At 42.7% G+C, this 25,167-nt stretch carries 27 protein-coding genes; 9 read left to right on the top strand and 18 right to left on the bottom strand.

What is annotated here, in order from left to right:
• Positions 1 to 28: 28 nt before the first annotated feature.
• A complete protein-coding gene (locus AC1DQW_RS24220; RefSeq protein WP_477456405.1) occupies positions 29 to 520 on the bottom strand; it encodes a VOC family protein in 492 nt (163 codons plus the stop codon).
• Between the two features lie 186 nt (positions 521 to 706).
• Between AC1DQW_RS24220 and yihA the strand changes: the two genes are divergently transcribed.
• The 5 genes from yihA to AC1DQW_RS24195 all read left to right on the top strand — a co-directional run bounded on the left by yihA (position 707) and on the right by AC1DQW_RS24195 (position 5,782).
• Positions 707 to 1,330 (top strand): ribosome biogenesis GTP-binding protein YihA/YsxC, encoded by a 624-nt coding sequence (gene yihA, locus AC1DQW_RS24215; RefSeq protein ID WP_477456404.1) that lies wholly within the window; start codon positions 707 to 709, stop codon positions 1,328 to 1,330.
• A 6-nt stretch (positions 1,331 to 1,336) separates the two neighbouring features.
• Positions 1,337 to 2,191 (top strand): UbiA-like polyprenyltransferase, encoded by an 855-nt coding sequence (locus tag AC1DQW_RS24210; RefSeq protein ID WP_477456403.1) that lies wholly within the window; start codon positions 1,337 to 1,339, stop codon positions 2,189 to 2,191.
• Positions 2,179 to 2,784, top strand: a complete 606-nt coding sequence (locus AC1DQW_RS24205) for a Crp/Fnr family transcriptional regulator (protein WP_477456402.1) — start codon at positions 2,179 to 2,181, stop codon at positions 2,782 to 2,784. The genes AC1DQW_RS24210 and AC1DQW_RS24205 overlap by 13 nt, the downstream gene beginning before the upstream one ends.
• Positions 2,785 to 2,961: 177 nt before the next feature.
• Positions 2,962 to 3,894, top strand: coding sequence for an NAD-dependent epimerase/dehydratase family protein (locus tag AC1DQW_RS24200; RefSeq protein ID WP_477456401.1), 933 nt, complete (start codon positions 2,962 to 2,964; stop codon positions 3,892 to 3,894).
• A 187-nt stretch (positions 3,895 to 4,081) separates the two neighbouring features.
• Complete coding sequence (locus tag AC1DQW_RS24195; RefSeq protein ID WP_477456400.1) at positions 4,082 to 5,782, top strand: M3 family oligoendopeptidase; 1,701 nt, start codon at positions 4,082 to 4,084, stop codon at positions 5,780 to 5,782.
• 226 nt (positions 5,783 to 6,008) lie between these two features.
• On the opposite strand, the gene gloA2 is transcribed toward AC1DQW_RS24195, so the two are convergent.
• The 4 genes from gloA2 to AC1DQW_RS24175 all read right to left on the bottom strand — a co-directional run bounded on the left by gloA2 (position 6,009) and on the right by AC1DQW_RS24175 (position 9,697).
• On the bottom strand, positions 6,009 to 6,398 hold the full coding sequence (gene gloA2, locus AC1DQW_RS24190) for an SMU1112c/YaeR family gloxylase I-like metalloprotein (RefSeq protein ID WP_477403771.1): 390 nt from the start codon (positions 6,396 to 6,398) through the stop codon (positions 6,009 to 6,011).
• Positions 6,398 to 8,620, bottom strand: a complete 2,223-nt coding sequence (gene purL, locus AC1DQW_RS24185; protein WP_477456399.1) for a phosphoribosylformylglycinamidine synthase subunit PurL — start codon at positions 8,618 to 8,620, stop codon at positions 6,398 to 6,400. The genes gloA2 and purL overlap by 1 nt, the downstream gene beginning before the upstream one ends.
• Positions 8,621 to 9,227: 607 nt before the next feature.
• On the bottom strand, positions 9,228 to 9,476 hold the full coding sequence (locus AC1DQW_RS24180; protein WP_477456398.1) for a type II toxin-antitoxin system RelE/ParE family toxin: 249 nt from the start codon (positions 9,474 to 9,476) through the stop codon (positions 9,228 to 9,230).
• Entirely contained in the window at positions 9,473 to 9,697 is a 225-nt protein-coding gene (locus AC1DQW_RS24175) for a MerR family transcriptional regulator (RefSeq protein ID WP_477403764.1), read from the bottom strand. The genes AC1DQW_RS24180 and AC1DQW_RS24175 overlap by 4 nt, the downstream gene beginning before the upstream one ends.
• A gap of 547 nt (positions 9,698 to 10,244) precedes the next feature.
• Here AC1DQW_RS24175 and AC1DQW_RS24170 point away from each other — a divergent pair.
• Complete coding sequence (locus tag AC1DQW_RS24170; protein ID WP_477456397.1) at positions 10,245 to 11,339, top strand: AAA family ATPase; 1,095 nt, start codon at positions 10,245 to 10,247, stop codon at positions 11,337 to 11,339.
• A 918-nt stretch (positions 11,340 to 12,257) separates the two neighbouring features.
• Here the strand turns inward: AC1DQW_RS24170 and AC1DQW_RS24165 are convergent.
• The 3 genes from AC1DQW_RS24165 to AC1DQW_RS24155 form a co-directional block, all read right to left on the bottom strand.
• Positions 12,258 to 13,532, bottom strand: a complete 1,275-nt coding sequence (locus AC1DQW_RS24165; RefSeq protein ID WP_477456396.1) for a glycosyltransferase — start codon at positions 13,530 to 13,532, stop codon at positions 12,258 to 12,260.
• Positions 13,533 to 13,682: 150 nt separating this feature from the next.
• On the bottom strand, positions 13,683 to 15,494 hold the full coding sequence (locus AC1DQW_RS24160) for a DUF262 domain-containing protein (protein WP_477456395.1): 1,812 nt from the start codon (positions 15,492 to 15,494) through the stop codon (positions 13,683 to 13,685).
• 1 nt (position 15,495) lies between these two features.
• Entirely contained in the window at positions 15,496 to 16,287 is a 792-nt protein-coding gene (locus AC1DQW_RS24155) for a hypothetical protein (RefSeq protein ID WP_477456394.1), read from the bottom strand.
• Positions 16,288 to 16,676: 389 nt separating this feature from the next.
• Here AC1DQW_RS24155 and AC1DQW_RS24150 point away from each other — a divergent pair, with 389 nt between their 5' ends.
• Both AC1DQW_RS24150 and AC1DQW_RS24145 read left to right on the top strand, forming a co-directional pair.
• Positions 16,677 to 16,892, top strand: a complete 216-nt coding sequence (locus AC1DQW_RS24150; protein ID WP_477456393.1) for a hypothetical protein — start codon at positions 16,677 to 16,679, stop codon at positions 16,890 to 16,892.
• Entirely contained in the window at positions 16,882 to 17,205 is a 324-nt protein-coding gene (locus tag AC1DQW_RS24145) for a type II toxin-antitoxin system RelE/ParE family toxin (RefSeq protein ID WP_477456392.1), read from the top strand. The genes AC1DQW_RS24150 and AC1DQW_RS24145 overlap by 11 nt, the downstream gene beginning before the upstream one ends.
• Positions 17,206 to 17,331: 126 nt before the next feature.
• Here the strand turns inward: AC1DQW_RS24145 and AC1DQW_RS24140 are convergent, their stop codons facing one another.
• From AC1DQW_RS24140 to AC1DQW_RS24125, 4 genes are read right to left on the bottom strand one after another with little or no spacing between them, the layout of a single operon-like run.
• Positions 17,332 to 17,802, bottom strand: coding sequence for an SRPBCC family protein (locus AC1DQW_RS24140; RefSeq protein WP_477456391.1), 471 nt, complete (start codon positions 17,800 to 17,802; stop codon positions 17,332 to 17,334).
• An 18-nt stretch (positions 17,803 to 17,820) separates the two neighbouring features.
• Positions 17,821 to 18,441 (bottom strand): SRPBCC family protein, encoded by a 621-nt coding sequence (locus tag AC1DQW_RS24135; protein ID WP_477456390.1) that lies wholly within the window; start codon positions 18,439 to 18,441, stop codon positions 17,821 to 17,823.
• 7 nt (positions 18,442 to 18,448) lie between these two features.
• A complete protein-coding gene (locus tag AC1DQW_RS24130; RefSeq protein WP_477456389.1) occupies positions 18,449 to 18,772 on the bottom strand; it encodes an ArsR/SmtB family transcription factor in 324 nt (107 codons plus the stop codon).
• Positions 18,753 to 19,205, bottom strand: a complete 453-nt coding sequence (locus AC1DQW_RS24125) for an SRPBCC family protein (protein WP_477456388.1) — start codon at positions 19,203 to 19,205, stop codon at positions 18,753 to 18,755. The genes AC1DQW_RS24130 and AC1DQW_RS24125 overlap by 20 nt, the downstream gene beginning before the upstream one ends.
• A 108-nt stretch (positions 19,206 to 19,313) precedes the next feature.
• Between AC1DQW_RS24125 and AC1DQW_RS24120 the strand changes: the two genes are divergently transcribed.
• Positions 19,314 to 19,457: a hypothetical protein gene (locus tag AC1DQW_RS24120; protein ID WP_477456387.1), complete on the top strand. Its 144-nt coding sequence runs from the start codon at positions 19,314 to 19,316 to the stop codon at positions 19,455 to 19,457.
• Between the two features lie 6 nt (positions 19,458 to 19,463).
• Here the strand turns inward: AC1DQW_RS24120 and AC1DQW_RS24115 are convergent, their stop codons facing one another.
• The 6 genes from AC1DQW_RS24115 to AC1DQW_RS24090 form a co-directional block, all read right to left on the bottom strand.
• Complete coding sequence (locus tag AC1DQW_RS24115) at positions 19,464 to 20,378, bottom strand: slipin family protein (RefSeq protein WP_477456386.1); 915 nt, start codon at positions 20,376 to 20,378, stop codon at positions 19,464 to 19,466.
• 210 nt (positions 20,379 to 20,588) lie between these two features.
• The gene (locus AC1DQW_RS24110) at positions 20,589 to 21,140 is read right to left on the bottom strand and encodes a hypothetical protein (RefSeq protein WP_477456385.1); all 552 of its coding nucleotides are present in this window, start codon (positions 21,138 to 21,140) and stop codon (positions 20,589 to 20,591) included.
• Positions 21,133 to 21,852, bottom strand: coding sequence for a hypothetical protein (locus tag AC1DQW_RS24105; RefSeq protein WP_477456384.1), 720 nt, complete (start codon positions 21,850 to 21,852; stop codon positions 21,133 to 21,135). The genes AC1DQW_RS24110 and AC1DQW_RS24105 overlap by 8 nt, the downstream gene beginning before the upstream one ends.
• Positions 21,853 to 22,100: 248 nt before the next feature.
• Positions 22,101 to 22,604: a hypothetical protein gene (locus AC1DQW_RS24100; protein WP_477456383.1), complete on the bottom strand. Its 504-nt coding sequence runs from the start codon at positions 22,602 to 22,604 to the stop codon at positions 22,101 to 22,103.
• Positions 22,605 to 22,698: 94 nt separating this feature from the next.
• On the bottom strand, positions 22,699 to 24,498 hold the full coding sequence (locus AC1DQW_RS24095; protein ID WP_477456382.1) for an AsmA family protein: 1,800 nt from the start codon (positions 24,496 to 24,498) through the stop codon (positions 22,699 to 22,701).
• 189 nt (positions 24,499 to 24,687) lie between these two features.
• Entirely contained in the window at positions 24,688 to 24,879 is a 192-nt protein-coding gene (locus tag AC1DQW_RS24090; protein ID WP_477408123.1) for a cold-shock protein, read from the bottom strand.
• Positions 24,880 to 25,167: the final 288 nt, after the last annotated feature.

Genomic DNA, 25,167 nt, shown 5'->3' with positions numbered 1-25,167 from the left:
AAAATATCAACTTTAAAAAGTTTTGATATTAGCCCTTAATAGTTGTCAGTAAACCTTCAATATCCAACCTACGGGTAAACATGATCATATCGCCATTTTCATCAACCGGCCAGTTTTCTTTTGGCCTGTCCCAGTAAAGTTCAACTCCGTTTTGATCGGGATCATTCAGATAGATGGCTTCGGATACGCCGTGGTCAGATGCACCTGTGATAGGATATTTGGCATCTATCAGGCGTTGCAGTATAAAAGCCAGATCCTTACGTTCCGGATAAACAATAGCCGTATGATACAAGCCCGGCGCATACTCAGGTGCTGGTGAAGCCCCTTTACTATGCCAGGTATTTAAGCCTATATGATGGTGATATCCCCCGGCAGATATAAAAGCAGCCTGATCGCCATATAGCATCATTTTATCAAACCCTAATAAACCGCAGTAAAAATCAAGTGATTTTTGCAGGTCGCTCACCTTTAAATGCACATGGCCAATGCGGGTTTGGGCGGGTATTTTATAATCGTTCATGTTCGTTATTGTAATACTGTAAAGTTACAAGGTTTTAACATTGGCTTTGTTAGCCTTATGTAAAATATGTTTAAACATCTATTTATAATTTTATTATACTTGTAGTGTATAAACGGCTCAACATTCCAACTTTTCAACCTTACAACATCCTAACAACGTTAAAAACAAAAACCCTACCTTTGCAGCATGATTGTTAAAACGGCCGAATTTATTTGCAGCAATACCCAAATCTCCAAACTACCGCCGCCCATCAAAGCGGAGTATGCATTTATTGGGCGCTCAAACGTGGGCAAATCATCCCTTATTAATATGCTAACGCAAAAAAAGGGATTAGCAAAAACATCGCAAACACCGGGTAAAACCCAGCTCATCAATCATTTTTTTATTAATGACAGCTGGTATATTGTTGATTTACCAGGCTATGGCTATGCCCGTGCATCCAAAACAAATAAAGCCAACTGGAACAAATTTATCCATAGCTACCTGGATAAGCGCGAAAGCCTGCAATGTGTGATGGTGCTGATAGACAGCCGCCTGGAACCCCAAAAAATCGACATTGAATTTTGTAACTGGCTGGGCGAAAAAGGATTGTCGTTCGTGCTGGTTTTCACCAAAGCCGATAAACAATCAAGCGTAAAAACCGACCAAAACATTGCCAAATTTAAAAAAGCCTTAATAGAGACATTTGAGGAATTCCCGCAATACTTTGTAACTTCTGCCGAATTACAATTAGGTCGCGACGAGATATTAGGTTTTATTGATAATATAAACAAGGATTTTGTAGTGCCGCATTTTGAACCAAGAGATTAATTTTAGATGAAAAAATACCTTTCATTAGTAACCTTTACACATACCATATTTGCCATGCCATTTGCCTTTATCGGCTTCTTTTTGGCAGTTACCACTACTAACCACACTTTCGACTGGCGCAAGCTGGTTTTAATGGTGCTCTGCATGATCTTCGCCCGCAACTCGGCTATGGCGTTTAACCGTTATTTAGATAGGGACATTGACGCGCAAAACCCACGTACCAAGCAACGCGATATTCCATCCGGAAGGATCAGCGCACCGGCGGCTTTAACCTTCACATTGATTAATTGCGGGTTGTTTGTTGCAGCCACATTTTTCATCAATCCATTATGTTTTTACCTATCCCCAATTGCCTTATTTGTAGTAATGGGGTATAGTGCTACCAAACGTTTCACAGCACTTTGCCATTTGGTTTTGGGCTTAGGATTATCATTGGCCCCTATTGGAGCTTACCTTGTAGTTACCGGTGCTTTTGCCTTAACGCCTATATTTTTCTCCCTTTCGGTTTTATGCTGGGTGAGCGGGTTTGATATCATTTACGCCCTACAGGATGAGGATTTCGATCGCAGCCAAAATCTTCATTCAATCCCTGCTTATTTGGGTAAGGTGAATGCGTTAAGGTTGTCAACCTTTTTACATATACTTTCTGCCCTGTTCATTATGATGCCGGTATTTTTTACGCAGGTGGGTATTCTTTATTATGTGGGTATTGCTTTCTTCTGCGCAATGCTTATCTACCAACATTTGCTGGTAAAGCCTAACGACCTGAGCCGCGTAAACTTTGCCTTTATGACCACCAATGGCATTGCCAGCGTAGTATTTGCTGTATTATTTCTTTTAGACAGGATATGGAAACACTAACCGCCATCAATAAATTCAGAGAACACGTTGAAGTATACGTTTCGATGAATGATGCGGAGTGGCAAGTCCTATTACCCCTATTGGAAGTAAGCAAACTTAAAAAAAAGAAAAACTTTGCCGAACCGGATAAGGTTTGCAGCCACATAGGGTTTATTGTAAAAGGCTCTGTACGATATTTTCATGTAAAAGATGGCGAAGAGATAACCGGTTACTTCAGCTTCGAGCACGAACTGCTTTGCTCATATAAAAGCTTCTTAACCGATACCCCAGGTTCCAATTATATCCAGGCCCTGGAGGATACACAAATTGTTACCCTTAGCTATAAAGCCATGCAGCAGGCTTATGCCCATGAACTTATTGGGCATAAAATGGAGCGTTTTGGCAGATTGGTAGCCGAGCATTATCTTATCTGCTACGAAGATCGTGTAACATCCTTTATAACACAAACTCCCGAAGAACGCTATAATAAACTATTGAAAACCGGCGGCGAAGTGCTGCAGCGCATCCCACAGCATTATATTGCCAACTTTTTAGGAATCACCCCCGTTTCGCTTTCGCGGATCAGGAGAAGGATCATGAAAATAAGCGCCTGATAAGCTAAAGGCCAAAGGCGTAAAGCTGAAAGCCGAACCCTGTATCTTAAACTCTAAAAAACAAATCCTAAATCTCAATCGGACATTTCAATTCTGAAATCCTTTTTTCTTATCTTTTGTTAACGTTTTGACTTTCAACGATACCATACATTTGTTGTAACAAAAACGAAAAAGACTATGCACACTATATTAGGAGCCGGTGGCGCCGTGGCAAATGCCCTCACCCGCGAATTGATGAACACTAACGAAAGCATCCATTTGGTTAGCCGCAAACCGGTAAAATTTACAGGGAAAAACATAACCTGGCAAAAAGCTGACCTGTTGAATTACGAAGAAGTTTTATCCGCGGCAAAAGGGTCAACGGTAATTTATCTTGTTGCCGGCCTGGTTTACGATGTAGCCATCTGGAAAGTACAATGGCCCATCATTATGCAAAACGTCATTAACGTTACTAAAGCAACAGGCGCACGATTGATATTTTTTGATAACGTATACATGTACGGCCTGGTTAACGGAGCTATGACAGAGGATACGCCCTATCATCCCACCAGTAAAAAAGGCCAGGTGCGTGCAGGCATTGCCGATATGCTGATGAACGAGGTAAAAGCCGGGAACATCAATGCTACTATTGCCCGAGCACCCGACTTTTATGGTACCGACTCGCTAAACAGCTTTGTAGATATCATGGTGCTTACCAAATACGCAGCAAAGCAAACAGCCCAATGGATAGGCGACCCGAATAAGAAGCATAATTTCATCTACATCCCTGATGCAGGCAAAGCCATGTTTTTGCTTGGGCAAAACCCGGATAGCGATAAGCAGGTATGGCACTTGCCTACTCCGCCAGCTATTACCGGCAAGCAGTTTATAGATATTGCAGCCCAGGTTTATAACGTAAAGCCTAAATTTATGCGCATCAACAAATTAATGTTATGGCTAACAGGCCTGTTCCAAAAAGTAGTAATGGGGATTGTGGAGATGTATTACCAATACGATCATGATTACATTTTCGACAGTAGTAAATTTGAGAAAGCCTTTAATTTTAAGCCAACAAGTTATGAAGATGGATTAAAGGAGTTGTCGAAGACATTGTACAAGGCAAAAGCATAATTCAGAAAGATCCGGTGTCAGTAAGTCCGAAAGGCGAAAACAGCTTTCGGACTTTCTGTTTTAGATTTCCTTTTTAGAACATATGAATTAAACGCTTTCCGGGCTTAACACTTTTGACTTTCGGATCAAAAAAACTTCCGTACTAATCTGCATATTTGCACATCTAACAATTTGCACATCTAAAAAAATGATCCACAAAAAAACAAGAACATATATCCCGGCTACGCTCGATATCAAATGGGAAATACTTGAACCCATTTATAAAGAACTACTTGACCGCCCTATCAATTCGGTTAAAGAACTGGAAAAATGGCTACATGACAGGAGCGAATTGGAAGCCGCTTTAGAAGAGGATTCCGCCTGGCGTTATATCCGCATGACCTGCGATACCACCAGCGAAGAACTACTACAAAACTTCCAGTATTTTGCAACAGAGATATCACCCAAAATTGCCCCTTATGATAACAGTTTAAACAAAAAGCTGGTAGCAAGTGAGTACATCGATCAGCTTGACGGCGAAAAGTATTTCATCTTTTTAAGGGCAATTAAAAAGAGCTTAGAGCTTTTCCGCGAGGAAAATATCCCGGTACAAACCGAGATCCAGGTAGAGCAGCAAAAATACCAATCGATCACAGGTGCTATGTCGGTGCATATAGATGACAAGGAGTTTACTTTGGAGCAGGCTTCAGTATTTTTAAAAGGTACCGACCGGGCCAAACGCCAGGAGGCCTGGGAAAAGATAACCGCCCGCCGTTTGCAGGATAAGGACACTTTAGATACTCTTTTTGATCACCTGCGCAAATTGCGCCATACCGTGGCACTGAATGCCGGATTTGAGAATTTCAGGGATTACATGTTCCAGGCGCTTGGCAGGTTTGATTATACGCCGCACGATTGTTACCTCTTCCATGAAGCCATCGAAAAAGAAATTGTACCTATCCTTCGTGGCGAGGCAGAAAAACGCAAGATAGCCCTTACCCTGCCAGTTTTAAAGCCATGGGATATGGATGTGGATGTATCTGGCAAACCAGCCTTAAAACCATTTCAAAATGGCAGCGAACTGATTGAGAAATCTATTCAGTGCTTTAGTAACATTAACCGTTACCTGGGCGAACGTTTGGAGATTATGAAGGATAATAACCTGTTTGACGTGGAAAGCCGTAAGGGCAAAGCACCCGGTGGCTATAACTACCCACTATCAGAAACGGGAGCCCCGTTCATATTCATGAACTCGGCCAATACCTTCCGCGATTTAACCACCATGGTACATGAAGGCGGCCACGCGGTGCATACTTTTTTAACTGCCGACCTGGAACTGAACGATTTTAAACATTGCCCGTCTGAAGTTGCCGAATTGGCTTCGATGTCGATGGAGTTGATATCGATGGATAACTGGGATGTGTTTTTTGATAACGAAGAAGACCTTAAACGCGCCAAACGCGACCAGCTATTTGATGTACTTAAAACCCTGCCATGGGTGGCCGTGGTCGACCAGTTTCAACATTGGATCTATACTAACCCCGGCCATACAGATGCCGACCGTAAAACCGCCTGGATAGAGATCTATGAGCCATTTGGCGCAGGCTTTGTGAATTGGAGCGAGCACCCGGATGCCGAAGCCAACCTTTGGCAAAAACAGCTGCACATCTTTGAGGTACCGTTTTACTATATTGAATACGGGATGGCACAGTTAGGCGCTATCGCGGTGTGGAAAAACTATAAGGAAAACCCGGAGAAAGGCCTGAAACAATACCTGGATGCCCTTAAACTTGGCTATACCAAAACCATAAAAGAAATTTATGAAACCGCAGGAATCAAGTTTGATTTTAGCGCGGCATATGTAAAGGAACTGGCAGAGTTTGTAAAGGGGGAAATGGATAAATTGTAGAAGCCTCACTCAACCCTCTCCTTTGGAGAGGGCTTTGATTTACATTCAGCATCGCAAAGACTTAGAAGTTTGATTGTAATAGATAAGAGGCAAATTTTGCGTTAGGGACAGTAGCGGGTACCGGCCCGTGCCTAATGCCTTGTGGGCGTATGAGCGGATGGCCCGGCCGCAGGCAACGCCCTTATTTATATTTGAGATATTAGATGTGAGAATTGGGATTTTACAGCTACCGCTCATACAACTCCAGCGGCAAGCCATCCGGATCTGCAAAGAAGGTAAAGCGTTTATTGGTAAGTTCATCTACCCGGATAGGCTCTACCTCTACCTCAAATTCCTGCAGGCGATAAACGGCGTCGTCCAAATTATCTACCTCAAAAGCCAGGTGGCGCAGGCCGGCAGCTTCCGGGTGCGAGGGACGCGGTGCGGGTTCCGGAAATGAAAAAAGCTCAATCTGGTAGCGGTCGCCCACTTCCAGATCAAGCTTGTATGATTGTCGTGCTTGGCGATATACCTCGCGCACTATTTTTAAACCCAGTACCTGGCTGTAAAAATGTTTCGACTTTTCATAGTCGGAACAAATGATAGCGATATGGTGTACCCGGGTTAATTTCAGCATTACTCGCCTAAAATAGAGTGTAATACATTGCTATGAACCATTTTCACATCGGTAACGTGGCCAAACAACTCTTCGTCAACATTAAGGAAACCATTGTTTACAGTACCTAACAAACTGAACTCCGTTTCGCTGGTTGCCATAAATTCAATAAAGCGCTCCTGCTCCTCGGGCGCTACCGTTACCACTACCCTACCCTGTGCCTCGCCAAAAAGGAACGCATCCTTGCGGATAGTATCATCTGTAGAAATATCAAAACCTAAACCATTTGGCATAGCTGATTCTAACAGGCAGGTGTATAAACCACCATCGGCCACATCATGGGCGCTTTCCAGCACACGGTGTTTGATGAGTTCTTTAATGGTTTGCTGTATAGCGTACTCTTTATCAATATCAAAATACGGGGCCGGGCAAGCGGTGATTTTATGCCATGAGGCCAGGTATTGTGATGAAGCGATATCATTTACCGATTCGCCTATCAGGTAGATCAGGTCGCCGGGTTGTTTAAAATCGGCGGTCATGATATTTTCGGTATCTTCCATTACACCCAGCATACCAATGGTAGGTGTTGGGAATACAGAGCCACCATCTGCAGATTGGTTATAAAAGCTCACATTACCACCGGTAACAGGAGTTTCAAACTTGCGGCAGGCATCGCCCATACCTTTAATGGCGCTTACAAACTGCCAGTATACCTCGGGGTTGTAAGGATTACCAAAGTTTAAGCAGTTCGTGATAGCCACAGGCTCGCCACCGGCACAGGTAATGTTACGGGCAGCCTCGGCAACGGCAATAGCAGTACCCTTGTAAGGATCGGCGTATACGTAGCGAGAGTTACAATCTGTTGTTAATACAATGGCTTTGTTGGTATCCTTAACGGCTACAACGGCTGCATCGCAGACCAGGTTGGCTGTCATGGTTTGTACGCCTACCATGCTATCGTACTGGTCGGTTACCCAACGTTTTGATGCTAAGTTAGGGTGTGCAGATAAATGCTCGGCAACCTCAACCAGGTTGGCCGGTTCCGGCACATCATTTATATTAAATTGCTGGTTAATGGCATAGTAAGCAGGCTCGCGGTATTCGCGCTCGTAAACCGGGGCACCACCACCTAAAACAAGGTCGTCGGCAGGGACATCGGCCACTTTTTCGCCATGCATATAGTACTCTAAACGCTGGGTATCGGTAACCTCGCCTATGATGGCGCAGTTAAGGTCCCATTTATCAAATACGGCTTCCACCTCTTTTTCGCGACCTTTATGCACTACAATCAGCATACGCTCCTGTGATTCTGATAGCAGGATCTCGTAAGGTTTCATATTGGCCTGGCGGGTAGGTACCAAATCCAGGTCGATACGCATACCGTGTTCGCCTTTGGCGCTCATTTCGGAGTTGGAGCAGATGATACCGGCAGCACCCATATCCTGCATACCAACCACGGCACCGGTTTTAATAACTTCTAAGGTAGCCTCTAACAACAGTTTCTCCTGGAAAGGGTCGCCCACCTGTACGGCGGGAAGATCATTCACTGAATCTTTGCTGATATCCTTCGACGCGAAGGCCGCGCCATGAATGCCATCTTTACCTGTGGCAGAACCTACTATATAAACAGGGTTACCCACGCCGTATGAGGTTGCAGAGACGGTTTCGCCCGCCTTAACAATACCTGCCGACATGGCATTTACCAATGGGTTAACATTGTAGCAATCGTCAAAAAACAATTCGCCGCCAACGGTTGGGATACCAAAGGCGTTGCCGTAGTGACTGATGCCTTTTACCACGCCCTTAACCAGCCACTGGGTTTTTTCCAGTTTAAGGTCGCCGAAGCGCAGGGAATTTAGCTGGGCAATGGGCCTTGCACCCATGGTGAATATATCGCGGTTGATACCGCCCACACCTGTTGCCGCGCCCTGGTAAGGTTCAAGGGCCGACGGGTGGTTATGTGATTCTATTTTGAAGGCGCAGCCAATGCCATCGCCAAGGTCAACCAGGCCGGCGTTTTCTTCACCTGCCTTGGCCAGCATACGGTCGCTGTCTTTAGGCAGGGTTTTTAGCCAGGTGATGGAGTTTTTGTACGAGCAGTGTTCGCTCCACATTACCGCGAAGATGGATAGCTCGGTAAAGTTGGGCACGCGCCCTAATATTTCTTTAATACGTTCAAATTCTTCGGGTAGTAAGCCTAAATCTTTGGCGGTTTCAACGGTGGTTAATTCCTGGTGCTCCAAGGTAATATTGTTTTATTTTGAAAGGATGCGCAAAATTAGGAAAAAAAGCGGAAAGGCGAAAGGAAGTAGATAGTATCAAGTAGTTAGTATCAAGTATCAAGACAATAGCTGCTATGCCAACCAGCCATAAGTCCCCCGAGGTCATGCTGTCCGGCAGCTGACGGATCGCAGTCCCGGACTTTCCAGACTTCCCGACTTTCAGACTCTTCTCCCGTCTTGATACTTGATACTAACTACTTGATACCGTCTAAAAACCGTTCCATCGGAACGCCTGGTACACCCCGAACGGCGTGGAACGCTTTGGTGTTGATTATCAACGCTTTAGATTTTGTCAAAACAGGGCATGGAACACCATTTATACTGACAGTCAAGTATTTAATATTTTGACAAATTGAATCTTTTTACTCAAATTTGGCGCCAGCAGTATCAAAATGTGCCCTGCATAACATACATTTCCTTTGTCCGAAAGTCCTTTGTCTTTTGTCCGAAAGTCTTTTGTCCATCTATCCAGATACCTGCTATCAAAACCTAATACCATACCGGAGCTTCACTTTTAAAGCAGGCGTCTGTTTTTTTTCAGGCTTTGCCTGTTATCTATAAAAGTAACCTATTCTATAATTTTGCTCCGGGGTTTAATACGGTAGATTACCGAAATTTGCGGTATGATGACCCCTATATAGGTGTGTTTTGTTTTATAAGTTTTACGTGCAATAAAAGGTTCTTTGGCCAGGGTATCAAGATACTGGAAAACCCTTTCAATAAATTTCTTTGATTCTACCTCGGGCCAGTTTTCCAAAAGATAGTCAATATTCCTTTGAAAGGTCTCGCCGGCTTTTTCAGACCAGATTATTGTCATTTAAAACCGAATCTTTTTTTTGCCTCTTCATGGCTGAATGACTTACCATTATCTAATTGTGCCAGGCCCTCTTCAACATCGGCCTGTTGTTTTTTGCTCAGGCCATCAAACCAATCCAAATCCCTGTTATCAATCAAAGCTTTAATATCTTTAATTAAGCTAACATCATCGGTGTTTATAATTTGCTGTAATACATTTAGTTTTTCTGCCTGTATATTCATATCTCAAATTTAACTATTATTTCTAAAATAATCATGTACGCTATGCCTTTGTTAATGTTATCTTCATTACACAAACAACGTAGACTCCCATCCTGATACCCGATACTAAAACCCGATACCCATATTATCCTCGTCTCAAATCTCAAATCTCATATCTAATCCAGAGGTCGAGAATAATCAGGAATTATAGAGAAAAATCAAGAAAAATGATAATAAAAATAGGTTAACTCAAGAGTTAACGCTTTTTTATTTAGCCAGCCTGTTTAGCGCACCATGGTGACAAAACAGTGTCACCATCTTTGCTTCAGCGGATGTGTAAATTTGTATGGAACGGGGATCGGCGAGGTGCGGGGATCGGGGTCGGGTGGCGAGGTGCGGGGATCGGGTTTTGGTTAGTCCCTTTAATGCACCTTAACTACTCCTAACTTTATCCCGCAATGCACCCCGTTACCACAACACGAACCCCGCAACAGCACCATACAACAACAACAACACCCCGAACCACGAACCACGCAACACGAACCACGCAACACGAACCACGAACCACATGCAAACATCAGAAAGACCACCCATCATCGAAGATCTCCGCAACGAGATCCGCGGAATCATTCCCACCAAAAACAGCAACACGAACCACACAACACGAACCATGCCCCCCTCCACTCCCGACCCTGAAATGGTTGCCGACCTGTTCCACATCCACTCCCTTAACCAGTGGATGACCATGGAAAAAGAAAGCGACCAGCCCCAGATGCTGTTCGACAGGTTTTGGATAGAAGGCGAGCTGTGCATCATGTTTGCCGATACCAATATGGGTAAAAGCATCCTGGCCGTGCAGCTGGGCGACAGCATTACCCGCGGTAAGTCCATTGCAGGTTTCCAGCTGGGCGCCAAGCCCACGCCCGTGCTGTATATCGATTTTGAGCTTAGCTCCAAACAGTTTGAGCAGCGGTATACCGGCAAAAGCGGCACCTACAAGTTCGACGACAATTTTCACCGCGGCGAGTATAACCAGCTGAGCATGCTCCCCATCGATCAAAAAAATTACGATGATTATGTTATCGGCGCGCTCACCCGCGGTATTAAAACTACCGGCGCCACGGTGCTTATTATTGATAACATTACCTGCCTGCGCAAGGGTACCCAAAGCGCCAACGAGGCCCTGCCCCTCATGAAAAAGCTCAAATACCTTAAAACCCGCCACGGCCTCAGCATCCTGGTGCTGGCACATACACCAAAACGCAATACCGCCATCCCCATTAGCCGCAACGACCTGCAGGGCAGCAAAATGCTCATGAACTTTTGCGATAGCGCCTTCGCCATAGGCGAAAGCCAAACCATGCCGGGGTACCGTTATCTTAAACAAATAAAACAGCGCAGCACCACCGAAACCTATGGGGCCGATAACGTTTGCCTGCTGAAGCTGGAACACCGCAACAGCCTGCTCCAGTTCACCCTCACCGCTCACAGTGCCGAGCACAGTCACCTGCGCCGGCCCGACCAGCAGGACCGCGACCGCACCGCCCGCCAGGTTGCCGATCTGCACCGCCAGGGCTACAGTCAGCGCAAAATAGCCGCCAAACTCCAGTTAGGCCTGGCCACCGTAAACCGCATGATCAGCTGGGCAACGGGTGGGGAATAGCTTTTGGAGTAAGGATGTTAGGACGAAGGAGTAAGGATGTTCGGACAAAGGAACAAGGACAAAAGATGTTCGGATAAAGGAACAAGGACAAAGGATGTTCGGACAAAGGACGAAGGACAGCAATGCTCTTTCGTCCCCTTCAGGGGACGGAATGGGCTTTTTTTCCCTCCCTCGGGAGGGGCGCGATTGCCATGAGCGCAAAGGCAGGGAGGGGTTTCTCCACCCTGCAAACCATTTTGACTTTTGACTTTTGACTTTTGACTTTTGACTTTTGACTTTTGACTTAATCATGGCGTCCCCTGCGGGCCGGGCTTTCTGCTCATACTACACAGGGCCTTAGCCACTTGGCCGGTATCCGCGCCAATCCCTAACGCGTTTGTCTGAACCGGAATTCCCGGAATTAAAGAATTAACAGAATGAAAGCTCAATAAAAGATGATGGTTGTTCTCCACCGACATTGCAAATGATAAAATCACGCGAAATCCCGAAGAGGAATGACGTTGCTAAAAGGGTTGTCATGGGTAGCCTGTCGAACCATAGCGGGCAAAGGCCTCTCCGCGCGAATCTTCGACAAGCTACCCATTACGCATTGGAATTTACATAAACATTCGCTTGAACGCCGGCTAAGACTCACCCGGCCGACGCTGCGCTGGGCCACCCTCTCTCCGGCTGAAGCCGCAAAGAGGGTGAAGCCCGTTTTTTTTATTTTTTTTTCCCCTCTATGCGACGCAGTCGGAGAGAGGGGAGACGTCCGTTAGCTAACGGATCGTCGGGGTGAGTCGTCGCCGCCATGCGATAGACCTCATCCCCCCCTCCTTAATTTTCTGCAAGCCCTTCATTAAAGAACTTTTCAATTTCGTTCCGTCCCCTCAGGGTCTCCTTGGAAAGGGACCCTGAGGCCGCCTGCTAAGTATAAAACTATGCAGATCCAACTTGTATAAAGAACTTTTCAATTTCGTTCACCGCGTTTTCAAGTCCGTTCTCATTCCTTATTTGCTGACCAATGGCCGCCGCATTGTTCCGTACTTCATTGGTTTGAATTTTTGTTAATGCCGAAATCAGCTTATCGGCATCCAGCTTTTTAACCGGGATATGCACCCCAAATTTCATTCGTTCGGCTATTTTTCCCCAGGTCGGCTGGTCGGTGTAAAATGAAATAATAACTACCGGCAAATCGTTTCGCAGCATTGCCGCCAGCGTACCCGCGCCACCGTGAAACACCCCTGCTTTGCATTTTGGTAAAACAGCCCCGTGGTTTACATATTTTGTTACAAACAGGTTTTTATGCGCCGGTAAGTTTTTAAAAAGCGACCAGCCTGTGCAAAACAAAATGCGCTCATTGGTTTTGTTTAACATGGTGTTTAAGATGCTTATAAACTTTTCGGTATTGCCAACGCCGTTACTGCCAAAGCCAATGTATATGGGTTTATCGCCTTGCAGCAACCAGTCATTTAATCCAGCCGGGCTTTCATCCCTAAACTGGCCTGTTCTTCTTTGTTCGGGAACAGTTAAAAAGCCGGTTATTTTATGGTTATCATCCCAATCTTTAGGTTGAGGGATGAGGCTGGGACTTAAGCAATATAAGTCGAGCGGCCTTTGCTTGCCAATATAGTTTATGAGGTTTTCCTTTAAAATGGGTAGACCTAATTCCTGCCTCCATTCGTTGGTCTCTTTTTTTACAAATTTCCAGAAAAACAGGTGTGCCACCTTATAGGTAAGCTTATTATACCAGGGGAAATCCAGGAAGTCGAAATCGCCCAATGGGAATTCAGCTGTAGGCACAACCGGGGGCATAAAATAGGTTAGCGCAATTTTTTTATGTTGCTTTTCGGCAATCGCGCTTGTAATGGGCAACGTTGCAGCGTTGGCTATAATAAAATCTACCTGGTTAATCCCCGCTATATAGCTTTTGCGCAAAGGTCCCCTTATTTCATGAAGCGCTTTAAAAAAGTACTTCATCAGCTTAATGGTATTCTCTGTTTTTAATACACTCTGCCCTTCCGGCGAGTTCATTATTTCCTCGGCATCTCCATGCAGCGGATGAAAAGCAAGGCCATAGCCCTCCACTAATTCCCTGAAATTTCCCGGTGCCGCAATAATTACCTGGTGTTTTTTGTCGCTAAGTCCTAAAGCCAAGGCAATATATGGCTGTATATCGCCTCGTGTTCCGTAAGTAAAAATCCCTATGTTCAATTGTGGTTGGTTTATTTACAAAGGAACTGATACAAAAGGACTTCTTTGAGTAATTGTTAAAAAATTAGTGAGTGGTATAAAGTAACAATCAATAGGCCTGGAACGCGGGACACACATGACAGGCGTGCGCCAGCTTCGGACTACTACGACTTACTCAATAGGAAATTTCCATATTGATTCCACTAAATCACGAATAATCGCATCTCTGGTAACAATGAAGTTATAAAAATCAACAAATTGAATTTCATGCCCATTTAACTCCGGCAAATAATTTTGCTTAATTAAATATTTAAGTTTGGTTTCAGATGATCTTTTACTATCAATTACCGAAATATCATATCTTCGTAATAAGCAATAGTTTGCTAAAGAATTGATTGACGTTTCCCACAAGTTATCATCAATATTCGAGGGTTTATCATTCGCCTCAAACATTCTTATCAAAACAAATGAACTTTGTTTTTTACTTCTCATTAATTGGCTAAAATCACAATCGTGCGTGTTTAATTGATACAATATTCTGGCAAAGAAATAGTGATAATAGCCCCAATTATCCATTTGATGTAGTGGGACAAGCAATGGTTGATCAGAAAGCACCTTCTCCAATTCGGTAGATAATCGCCCAGTTAAAGTATTTAAATCCGAGTTCCTTATATTTTTTATTAGGTCATACATGGGATATCGGATTGTACTTTGAGTGATTGCACGACTTAAGATAGATCTATAAGTTACGTAACAATCAATAAAACTTCCAACGAGTTTTATTTTTTCGTCAACAATAAAATCTTCATCAATTTTAGCAATAGGAGACAACATTAGTGGATAGAAAATTGAATCAGCAATTGGATAAAAGTTTGAGATGTAAATATTGTCGAAATCTTCATAGTTCTCATTTTTTAAACCGAAGATTTTAATGTAAAGTTTTGAGAAAAAGTCAAAATCAGATTGTATGAAAAAATAATAATCATCGGAGCTCTTCAAAAATGTTTTATTTGGATTATTTTTCACCCATGAGTTAAACTGAGTACCGATTAACTCAAAATCCTCGTTCTCAGCACCACTTTGTTTAGTTCTGATAGAAACTGCATACTTCGCACGTAACCAATTTCTGAAAAAGTCTAAATCGCCATCTGCCTTAGTGTTGATTTCTAAAATCCTAATTTTCCAAAATTCGTTCATTTCATCACTCTTCTCTTCATCATTTATTTTGGATAATAGAAACCCTTTTAATATTTCCGTCGGGCTAAGCGTCATGCCGCGATCGTTCATTGTTTCAAATATCGTATACGCATTTTCCATGCTATAGGCCTTTACCTCAACTAAAAGTACCTTCTCCAACAGCCACTCTATAAAAAGTGGCAATTTATTTTCCTCTAGGAGATCAGTAGGAAATAGTTTAGTAATGTCCTCATATCGTTCTATAATATTTAAAACGGACTGGTCAAATTGGGATTCGTTATTTATACCTTCTTCTTCTTGAAAATCCTCGACGTTTGTATATATAGTATCAGGATTCTTTAATAAATGTTCAATTACTTTTTTTCGAGTCTCAACATTTAAAACTAAGGTTTTCCTTCCTGCTTTAGTCACATAAAAAAAAGGCATCAAGTCGCGCAATTCATCCCTATTTTCAATCAACAAAGCTTGGGCATGATATAAAAAGATTAGCAAAAGGGTAAAAGAGGTAAGGCGTTGCTGGCCATCTACTATAGACAATTCATTTCTATCCTCGCATAAAACTATTGGTCCCATGTAATAGCAATCATATCTATCATAATCTTCAACTGTATCCGAAACTTCATAGTTATTAAAGAAACTAGTAGTTAAGTCGCTAATCAAAGCTTCAATGTGCTTCCTTTGCCAACGATACTCTCGTTGAAAGGCGTCAATTCTGTATCGTTGCGAATTAAGCACTTCTGACAACTTTTTGTCCTTAGCATCAATTTTATTAGCTATATGTCCCATATTATTTTAATTCGTTTAGGATAGGTTTGAAAATAAAAAAAGCACACTCGTAAATCGCCAAATTTGCTTGTGTAGGATCTAGTACTCCGTGAAATAAGAGGCATCGCAATTCATATAATATTTGAATCAATCCTTTTGCAATCATTTCTGGATTGTTTATAAAATGAATTTTTGTTTTCACGTCTAATTCAATATAATCATTTTTGATTTTCGAATTAGATAATAGATTTGTTGCTTTTTTGGGGTCAATTTTTAAAAAACATGATTTAATCTTCTCTTGAATTTTGATATCACCTAGAGCTATATATTGATTTTCAGTAATAAATAAATTTATATCATAAGGATTAAATGTCTTGTCCATCAGAGTCTTATTACCCTTTGTGACAATAATTGCTCGATAACCATTTGTTGGATGAGGAATGGCTTTGTAAATATTGCCCTTTTTATCTGTATCTGTTGCAGGGGTTGGGGTAATGCCGTCTATAACAATCGACTTAAAAGATATCAATTTGTTTTTATTGACTAAACTGCGGCTTTCAAGCTCTAAATGGAGTCGACTTAAATAGTGTTTAAAACTTTCTGAAATTGGATCGTCATTCTTTAATAAGGACTCGATTCGGTTCCTAATTTTGTTGGGAGTATTTTTTATTTGATCTAAAGCTTGACTGTCTTTTGTTGTTGCATATTCATTGAAATACCAAGCATTAAATGGTATCCAGGCTTTTATAAACATAGTATAATAATCTGGATCAGCCTTTGATATCCAATTATCAATGTGAAGTTTAATTGACATACTAAGCGTAATAAGGTTTAAAATTGTAAATATAACTTTTATGACTTATATCTTTTTGCTTTTTGAAATAAATGGTATATCGTCCGGTCGCAGCTACTGCAAGGATTTTCAGCTTATGGTCGGTTCAATTTTAGCGTCTAGTGCCCTTCGCTGCCGCAAGCGTCCCCGGCTTGTGGCCCGCATGCTAAATATACGCCCGGTTTCAGTTACATATGGGTAACAAAAAGGAAGCGGTCAGTGGAACAAAGTCATCAGAAATATTAAATTAACTGCCACAGAGGCTACCGTAACAAAGGCAGCTGCTTAGCGACAATTTGAATTGCATCCGGGCAATCCTCCTATTTACTTTTTAATGTTTTAATGGTACATTTGTAGTATAAGGTAGGACAATGAAACTTGTAATCGACATTGCTGATAATAAAGCAGATAGCTTTCTGAAATTGCTTAAAAGCCATTCCTATGTAAAAGCTAAACCCTTGTCTGCGCCCGATGCTGCGGTACTGGAAGAATTAACCCATATTAAAAAGGCTTTTAAGCTTGCCGATAAAGTCAAGGCAGGCACGATCAAAAGCCGCCCGGCGTCAGAATTATTGAATGAATTATAATGTTCGTACGATCCAACCATTTGACAAACAGTTCAAACGGTATTTAAAAAAATATCCATCGCTTAAATCGGAACTGGCAACACTCATTAGCCAGCTTGAACAAACGCCAGATATTGGTACGCCTATCGGCAATGATTGTTATAAAATACGTGTGGCGATTGCCTCAAAAGGCAAAGGAAAATCAGGCGGCGCAAGGGTTATCACCTGTGTTGTTGTAAAAGATGCAGAAATATATTTGCTGTACATGTACGACAAATCCGAGCAATCGACGATTACCGATAAGGAATTGTTACAGCTTTTAGAATACATTTGATTAATTGCTAATCCCCCTTCGCTGCCGCAAGCGTCCCCTACAATTAGGCTCTCCTTGAAAAGAAACCCATCCCACGGCTGGCACGCGTGCCAGCCGTGGGATGGTAATATCGCGTTGGATACTTTACTAAACTTCGGTTTTTACTATTACATCGGCCTTTTGATGCGGTTGGCCCTTACCTGTAGTGATTAGGTTGAGCAAGCTATGCTCCAGAAAATAATTCCAGCCTTTGAAGCAGTCCTGGTAACATTCGCTTTCAGGAACTAAACCCACATGGGTGAAATGCACCTGCGTTTTGCCTTCTTTTTTTGCGATCTCAAAGCGGATCTGGGTGCCGGTCCATTCGGTTTTATCTTCCAGGAAACTGAGGTAGCTGTCGTTAACCAACCAAACAACCTTTTCGCCCGGAATCACCTCGGTTAATTTTTGTTTGGAATAGTGCATGTCTGCAAAACGGACTTCAAATTCATCATTCAGTTTTTCGGAATAACCTTTAAAATCCTCCGACCACCAGGCGCGGATATCATTTATGGCATTAAATACTTCTTCCGGACTTTGGTTTACCAATAAGGTAGTTGTAAAATCGTGTGTTTTCATGTTGGTTTTATTAAGATGTTAATGTTTGATCTTCCACTTATCTGCCAGTTCGCCATTGAAACCGTCCTTGTCTTTCGGATTAGGTTTTCCCTTTCCGGTAGTAATTAAACTGTAAAGGCTATTGGTAATATAGTTGCCCCAGGCATCGTAGCAAACTTTGTAGCACTCATACCCGGGCACCAGGCCTTCGTGTGTAAATTTTACTTTTGTTTTATCACCTTCCGAAGTAATATCGAAAATGAGTTTGGTGCCGATCCATTCCGTCTTATCTTTTGTAAAGCTGAACTGATTATCCAAAACCTCGTAAATCAATTTTTTATCCGGGATCATTTCTATGAGTTTCATTTTACAGATATGGACGTCTTTGTAATGATAGACGAACACCTCGCCCAGTTTATCTGTCGGGCCTTCTATTTCTTCAGACCACCAGCCGCGAAAGTTTTTGATCGCTTCGAAAGCTGTTTTTGGTTCCTGCTCCACTAAAATGGAGGCGGTGTAATTTTGCTTTTCCATATGATGCTGTTTTAAATGGATCACTTTAACCGGATCTTTTATTTCTGTCAATTGCATTGGGCTATTGTTCGGGTTAGGGAACAATAATGCCGCGAGCAGGATCGTGGTGAAATTTGATGTGATCATATTGTTTTTAGTTTGGTAATTTGCTGTTTAATAAAGTTTCCAATTTCTTCAGTTTCGATGCCCAGAACTCGTCAAAGTAGTTGAGCCAGGCATGCAGCTCTTCAAAGCCATCCTTTTTCAGTGTGCAGTACCGTTCTCTGCCCATATCCTGTATGGAAATAAAGCCGGCGGTTTCCAGTATTTTTACGTGTTTGGAAACAGCAGGGCGGCTCATATCGAAATTGTCTGCCAGGTTGTTAATGGTCAGGCTGTGCTCCGAGAGCAGCATCAGCATCTTCCTCCTGCTGGGATCTCCGATCACCTGGAAAGTATCAAGCGTTGGTATGGCCATGAGGCGCGGTGTTTAAAAGTTTGTCGATGTTCTGGAATTTTTCCAACCAGCCGTGCATCAGGGCGTGATACATGTCCAGGTTTTCTGCTTTGTCGAAACCGCGGTGCTCCAGGAACACTTCGGTGCCGTTGTCTTTGGGTTCCAGCTGCCAGGTAACCACGGATTCCAGCGTGATGCTGCCCTGGCCGGGGCCGCAGTTCCAGGAATAGCTTAATGTTTTTAAAGGGTCTATCTCCAGCACCTTACAATAAAAGATGCCGTCAAAATTCAGGTTGGCCTTTCCGCCTGTCCGGAATTGAAATTCGTGCCCTACAACAGGCTGAAAATCATTTTTCATGAGCCACTGCCCCATGAGTTCGGAATTTGTGAGGTATTCCCAAATCGTCTCAACGGGATGGGCGAAGAAATACTGGTGTTTGATAATTTTTGCCATAATAGGTAACTTTAAGGTTACCCAAATGTATAGGTAACTTCTGAGTTACGCAAATTTATTTTAATTTTTATTCCGCTGAGCCGCCCCGCGGTATCACAGCACGTCAAAGTGCTGAAAGACGCCAAACTGATTTCTTTGAAAACCCTGGGCAACAACAATATGTATGAGCTGAACCGGGAAGGCATCCTCGCGATGCGGAATTACCTGGATAAATTCGGGGGCGAAGCCTGGAGGGGGCAGTGGGTGAGTTAACTGCCATTATTTTTTAGCGCCACCTTTGTCTTTGTTTGCTTTTTCCTGGCCTATCCCCATAGTGAGTGCCGTTAAGCCTGCCATACTGCCAAGTTGCATAGTATCAATTGCCGAGCTGGGTACAATTACAATAGTGGAGTTTTGTTTCAAACCTTCGTAGAGCATATTCATAGCCCTTAAATGCAATGCCACCGGGTTGTTTGCGTAGGTTAAGGCTGCTTCTCCAAACTTTTCGGCCACCTGTTTCTCAGAGTCTCCCAAAATTACCCTGGCCTGCCGTTCCCTTTCTGCCTGTGCCTGCATAGACATGGCGTTCTCCAATGCGCCGGGAATCAAAACATCTTTGATTTCCACAGAGTTGACGTTGATACCCCATGGCTCTGTACGTTCGTCAATAATCTTTTGCAGTATGCCGCTAATTTTCTCCCTTCCTTCAAGCATGTCTGATAACATGGTCTTTCCGATAACATCGCGCAATGCGGTTTGCGAGGCCCAACTAATTGCACCCATATAATCCGCTACTTCGAGGGCAGCTTTTTTCGGGTCCAGCACCTTCCAAAATAATACAGCATCCACATCAACCGGTACGGTGTCTTTGGTAAGGGTTTTCTCGGCCTTAAACGATGTTGTAATCACACGTGTATCAATCCAGTATGGTATGGTATCCAGAATGGGGATAATAAAAAACAACCCTGGCCCCCTGAGCGATTGAAAACGACCCAGGCGCAATACTACGGCCCTTTCCCAGGGATTGGCAATCTTGATAGCAATAGAAATTAGCAATGCGACTACAAAGGCGCTTACCACAATGATGGTGCTTGTTGCAACATTCGAAGCATCATATGCCATCCTTGCCGATACAATGCCAATACCAAGAATTAAAAAAAATACGATTACAGGAAACGAATTTTGACTTCTCATATCAAACCACCTCCTAATTGGTTGATATATTGTATAATAAAGTTAATCAAATTGTGCCCCTGATTGGTAATGGTAATCACATATTTTCTGTCCTCTCAGGGTCTCCTTGAAAAGGGACCCTGAGGCCGCCTGCCAGGTATAAAACTATGCAGATCCGACCTGCATGGTGCCTCAGGGCCCTCCTTTGGAGAGAACCGGAGGGGACAAACATCATTCCCTATCCACCTCGCTAACCCGTATCGAAAGGATCCCAAATGCAAAGGTGAGCGACACGAAGACCAGTTGATATACAAATAAAAACAGCAACATGCTATAGGTTAACATGGCCGATGATGACGACTGGATAACCGTACGCACATCATCGCGGCCCCATTCTTTAATTAAGTTGGCTTTACTGCCTGTTTCCTGCAGCCCATACTTAAGTTCGCCCTGGGGCCATACCGGGAAAAACAGGGGCTTCGAGTCTTTATAGCCCACAACATATTGGTTAAAAAGGAACAGGTAAAGAAACAATGTAAGCCCAAATGTTACTATTGAAACGAAAGCCAAACGATTAATGGTTTTTATGGAAAGGGAGTTGAAAAAGCCGGAGTTGAACCTCAATATTAAAAGCGTAAATACCCCAAATGATTCTATAATGCCGCAAAACAGGTATTTTGAACTATCGGGCGGTACCCCTATATTGCTTAAAAGTACCCCCAAACCGGGAATGGTTGCAAACACTCCCGAACCGGTTTTTAAAATGGTTTTCCAGTTATTCATTTTGAAAATCTGCGCTCACTTTTTGGGTTGGTTCTATATCCATGGGCCTGGTATAATGCGTACGGGTAAGAAATTTTTTACCCAATTTAAATACCACGGTATAAACGGTTTCATCAATGGTTACGGCAGTATTTGTTTGATCACTATCCACCATGTAATCGCTTAACTGTTCGATATGCTCTTTCCAGGCGGTGTTTTCAAATTTGCTTTTCCAAATTCTACGTGGTATTAAATATACGCTGGCTTTTTGCGGCTGCGATTGAAGCGTTAGTTTTATCCTCATATTAATACCGCCATATTTAGCAACCTGCATCTCGCGGCCCCACCAAACAGCCCAGCAGGTGAGCATTTTATGCTGGTTATAAATTTTTCGGGGAATGCGTACCTTAATCAAAAAACCGGCAGAATCCTTGTCAATCACCCTTACTAAATCATGATACCAGTTTATTTCGGGCGTATTATAAGTAAGGGCAAAGCCTTCAAGCCTGCCTGTGGCTTTTATTTTGGTAGTAGGGTTTACGTGTAAAAAGGCCGTTATAACCGAGTCTGTTTTAAGTGTGGTATCAGGATTATTAACCCATTTGGTATAAATTGAATCCAGTTGCCGGGCATAAAACCTAAGACTATCAGCTTGCGAAAAGCCCTTTAAGCCGCACGTGAGCATAAAGACCAAAAGGATAGCAGCTTTTTTTAAAATATATTGAAAAGTCATACCAAATAAGCTTAAGGGAGCGCAGACTGTTTAATATTTTAAACACGGGGCAATTAAAATACCGGTTATTTATAATTGGTTGAATATTAAACTAATATAACTCATAAAAAGGATACTTGCAACCTGTTTTTTGATGTTGTCTCCACAGGGTAGCTCCCCGGGGCTATGATGTGTATGCATCTTTTAAATTCTATCGATATTTAAAAATGATTGCCATTTCTAACGGACCGGGTGTTGTCCTGTATTGTTTAATGACTTAATAATGCCCGTTCAAGCTTCCTTATGTTTCTGTCGACTAAATTAATATTAAGGTCCTCATAATGATCTTCGCGGTATTGGAGTAACAGGTTATAACTCTTTTCGCCACCGTCAATAAGCTTACCTATATATTTTAATGCTCCTGCTTTGGCATGCTCCATGGTCTTAATCTGTGATAATGCGCCATAATACATATGATCGTCATCTGCCAGCGAAAATGCCGGACGTATAGCAGAATGTACACGGCATGCAGCTTTTATTTTTAAATAAGTTGATTTAAACGACTTAAAATCATTGGTGAAAACTTCTTTTACAGCAGTGTCATCCTTAAACACCTTATAAAATTTAAAATATGGCTTTTTTTCCTTTTCCGGGGACAAACCGCTGCTAACTTCAGGAGCGGGTAAAGTAGTCTCCTCTATAATTGTTTGGGGCGGAAAAAAGGTAAGATCTTCTTCGCATATAACTTCGGATAAAACAGGTAGTGTTTGCATACTTTATGGGTTAGTGCCGCAAAGGTGCTGTATGTAGCTTACCCATAAAATGATGCCCGTCATGCGCATACCCGGTAACCGTCACTTTTCACATTTACGATTTAACCTTCTCCCTAAACTTTTTATCTTCTTTTTCTTTGTTCTCCCTGGCTTTTTTTAATGCTTCTGCCTGCTCCTTTCGTTCCTTTTGGGTGATGGGTTGGTTTTTAGTTTTTTCGTCGGCCTTGCCTATGCCCGCACAGCCTTTGATGCCGTTAAGCAGGGCAAGCCATATGGTTTTAAAGAAGGGGAAATTTTTAGGGCGTATAAATGCCACATCGGCTACGCGGGGGATTAGCTTACCTTCGTCGGGGTTATCATTTTTTAGTATCACCGCGTTGGCAAACAGCGATATTAACGACCGTTTGGCATAACCTTTTTCTTCATCGCGTTTCAGCACTTCTACCCCCAGGTTATGATACAAAAAGGTTACTTTACCGGTGGATGTTTTTTGGTTACCGCGGATATCAAAGTCGAGGCTTTTAACGGTACCCGATGTAAACCTCACCATTCCCAGCGGCATTACTGCAGGGTTGGCGGCCCGTATATCCATAGCGCCCAGGTGTCCTTTGTAACTGTAGCTGTAAGCCGCATCGGCAAGGTTAAAGTTAAAGGTAAGGTTAAGTTTTCCCTTCCCCATAAACATGGTGCTTAGGTTAACGGTACATAAGGGGTGTTTTTGCAGTACGGCTCTATTATTGGTGATGTTAAGGAACCTGCCGGTAACATTTTCAAACCTCACTGTGCCAATTTTGCCCGATTTATTTTTTTTCAATTCAGTTGAGCTCACATCAATGTTTTTAATATCCAGTGTGTCTACCTGCAGCCCGGTTTTAAGCTGGCGGATAGCCCAGTTGGGGAAGGTGACCAGCCTGTCGGTTGTTTTAAGCGGTCCATTGGGATTGCTAAATACCCCAAAAGCTCCCTTATAAATGCTCATCCGGGAAACATACAGGTTTTGCTGCCTGCGATAGCTGCGGTAATCAAAATGATGAAAGGTAATTGCATCCAGGTGCAGGTTAAAGCGGCTGCCTTTGCTTTTGGCAAAAAAAGTTTTCGCATCCAGCGGCTGCATATCAACCCCGGTAATATCCAGCCTGGCGCTGCGCGTTGATAGCTTTACCGACCTGATTTTATAGGTATACAGCCCACCCGCCGATTTGCCTGTATAATGCTTCAGTTCGGTCACTATATCACGGCAATACAAGGTTCGGGATGTATCCGTTTGTGAGGCAGAATCTATCAGCAGGTCGGTAGCCTGCAGGTCTATCTCTTTCAGCACAGATACCGATGGCTTTGGACCGGATTTGTCACGATACGTAAAATTGACATTATCCAGCTGAATCATACCTATATGAATAAACCGGAAGCTTTTGGAGATTTTTTGATAAAGGGTGCGCTTATCCTGCCGTTTTTTTTCGTGCGGCTTATCGGCATACTTGCTGATATATACTTCGGGGTTGCTGAAACGGATCAGCCCAACCTCTACTTTCTTCCGCAGCCATACGGACAGCGGGTGGGCATTGGAAACTTCCAGGCGTTTTACCTTAAGTTCCAGTAAATTGTTTGGGGCGTGCCCGCTTTGCTGCAAGCGGTGATATACAGCGGTATCGGGACTAAAAGTGATATCATACAACACGGCGCTGCCGCTAAACAAGTGTAATTCGGCTTTACTGAAATTTACGTGGTACAGGCTGTCCGTCCCCTTAAGCACCGTTTCCTTTAATTTTGCCGAAAGCCTTGCCATTAAAAAGCTATTTAAAAACAATACTACAAGCAATACAATGAAGGCCAGCACTGCTAAACTGATTAATGTTATTTTTTGCCACCTGTGTTTTAAAATTGAAACTGCCATATGATCTGCCTCGGGTTAAGCGACCTGCGCGGCGGCTTTTTAAACAAGAGTAACAACCAAACAGGGGTTTTGTTACCCTTTTAAATCGCTATTCGCGGCAGAAGCTTCAACAAAATGACAGTAGCAGCCGGGCATAAAAAAAGCCCTCTCCCAAAAGGAGAAGGCTTCATGAATGATTATAATAGAGTATTAAACTATTTTTACATTTACGGCATTAGGACCTTTGCGGCCTTCTTCTACGTTATAACTAACTGAATTATTCTCGCGAATGTTGTCAATTAAACCTGAAGAGTGTACGAAGATTTCGCTTCCACCATTATCTGGCGTAATAAATCCGAAACCTTTTTCGTCATTAAAAAATTTTACTGTTCCTTGTTGCATTATATTATATTTAATAAGTCGCGAAGGTACGTATAATTTGGGACATTTTTACTATTGGTAAATTTATTTAAGTTTTTGTTAAACAAATCCATTTGAGGCCTCTCAACAAAGAGTACCTGGGCCCTTTTACCAAGTATAAATTATATCCTTCGATATGCACAGCACCTTATATTGTTATTGAGGTATTAATTTAATATTTTTGTTATATAACAAATGAGCCATTATGGATGCAGTTGGAAAATTAACTAATGTACAATTGGAGTTGCTCAAGCTATTTCAATATAACCT

This window comes from Mucilaginibacter sp. P5_A4, assembly GCF_056400605.1.
Note: the sequence above shows the minus strand (reverse complement) of the source record. Positions and strands in the feature narration are given on the sequence as shown.

Bases quoted from the DNA above. Each gene is read 5' to 3' on its own strand.
- AC1DQW_RS24220 (WP_477456405.1), bottom strand. From the start codon at position 520: ATGAACGATTATAAAATACCCGCCCAAACCCGCATTGGCCATGTGCAT.
- yihA (WP_477456404.1), top strand. From the start codon at position 707: ATGATTGTTAAAACGGCCGAATTTATTTGCAGCAATACCCAAATCTCC.
- AC1DQW_RS24210 (WP_477456403.1), top strand. From the start codon at position 1,337: ATGAAAAAATACCTTTCATTAGTAACCTTTACACATACCATATTTGCC.
- AC1DQW_RS24205 (WP_477456402.1), top strand. From the start codon at position 2,179: ATGGAAACACTAACCGCCATCAATAAATTCAGAGAACACGTTGAAGTA.
- AC1DQW_RS24200 (WP_477456401.1), top strand. From the start codon at position 2,962: ATGCACACTATATTAGGAGCCGGTGGCGCCGTGGCAAATGCCCTCACC.
- AC1DQW_RS24195 (WP_477456400.1), top strand. From the start codon at position 4,082: ATGATCCACAAAAAAACAAGAACATATATCCCGGCTACGCTCGATATC.
- gloA2 (WP_477403771.1), bottom strand. From the start codon at position 6,398: ATGCTGAAATTAACCCGGGTACACCATATCGCTATCATTTGTTCCGAC.
- AC1DQW_RS24180 (WP_477456398.1), bottom strand. From the start codon at position 9,476: ATGACAATAATCTGGTCTGAAAAAGCCGGCGAGACCTTTCAAAGGAAT.
- AC1DQW_RS24175 (WP_477403764.1), bottom strand. From the start codon at position 9,697: ATGAATATACAGGCAGAAAAACTAAATGTATTACAGCAAATTATAAAC.
- AC1DQW_RS24170 (WP_477456397.1), top strand. From the start codon at position 10,245: ATGCAAACATCAGAAAGACCACCCATCATCGAAGATCTCCGCAACGAG.
- AC1DQW_RS24160 (WP_477456395.1), bottom strand. From the start codon at position 15,494: ATGGGACATATAGCTAATAAAATTGATGCTAAGGACAAAAAGTTGTCA.
- AC1DQW_RS24155 (WP_477456394.1), bottom strand. From the start codon at position 16,287: ATGTCAATTAAACTTCACATTGATAATTGGATATCAAAGGCTGATCCA.
- AC1DQW_RS24150 (WP_477456393.1), top strand. From the start codon at position 16,677: ATGAAACTTGTAATCGACATTGCTGATAATAAAGCAGATAGCTTTCTG.
- AC1DQW_RS24145 (WP_477456392.1), top strand. From the start codon at position 16,882: ATGAATTATAATGTTCGTACGATCCAACCATTTGACAAACAGTTCAAA.
- AC1DQW_RS24140 (WP_477456391.1), bottom strand. From the start codon at position 17,802: ATGAAAACACACGATTTTACAACTACCTTATTGGTAAACCAAAGTCCG.
- AC1DQW_RS24135 (WP_477456390.1), bottom strand. From the start codon at position 18,441: ATGATCACATCAAATTTCACCACGATCCTGCTCGCGGCATTATTGTTC.
- AC1DQW_RS24130 (WP_477456389.1), bottom strand. From the start codon at position 18,772: ATGGCCATACCAACGCTTGATACTTTCCAGGTGATCGGAGATCCCAGC.
- AC1DQW_RS24125 (WP_477456388.1), bottom strand. From the start codon at position 19,205: ATGGCAAAAATTATCAAACACCAGTATTTCTTCGCCCATCCCGTTGAG.
- AC1DQW_RS24115 (WP_477456386.1), bottom strand. From the start codon at position 20,378: ATGAGAAGTCAAAATTCGTTTCCTGTAATCGTATTTTTTTTAATTCTT.
- AC1DQW_RS24110 (WP_477456385.1), bottom strand. From the start codon at position 21,140: ATGAATAACTGGAAAACCATTTTAAAAACCGGTTCGGGAGTGTTTGCA.
- AC1DQW_RS24105 (WP_477456384.1), bottom strand. From the start codon at position 21,852: ATGACTTTTCAATATATTTTAAAAAAAGCTGCTATCCTTTTGGTCTTT.
- AC1DQW_RS24100 (WP_477456383.1), bottom strand. From the start codon at position 22,604: ATGCAAACACTACCTGTTTTATCCGAAGTTATATGCGAAGAAGATCTT.
- AC1DQW_RS24095 (WP_477456382.1), bottom strand. From the start codon at position 24,498: ATGGCAGTTTCAATTTTAAAACACAGGTGGCAAAAAATAACATTAATC.
- AC1DQW_RS24090 (WP_477408123.1), bottom strand. From the start codon at position 24,879: ATGCAACAAGGAACAGTAAAATTTTTTAATGACGAAAAAGGTTTCGGA.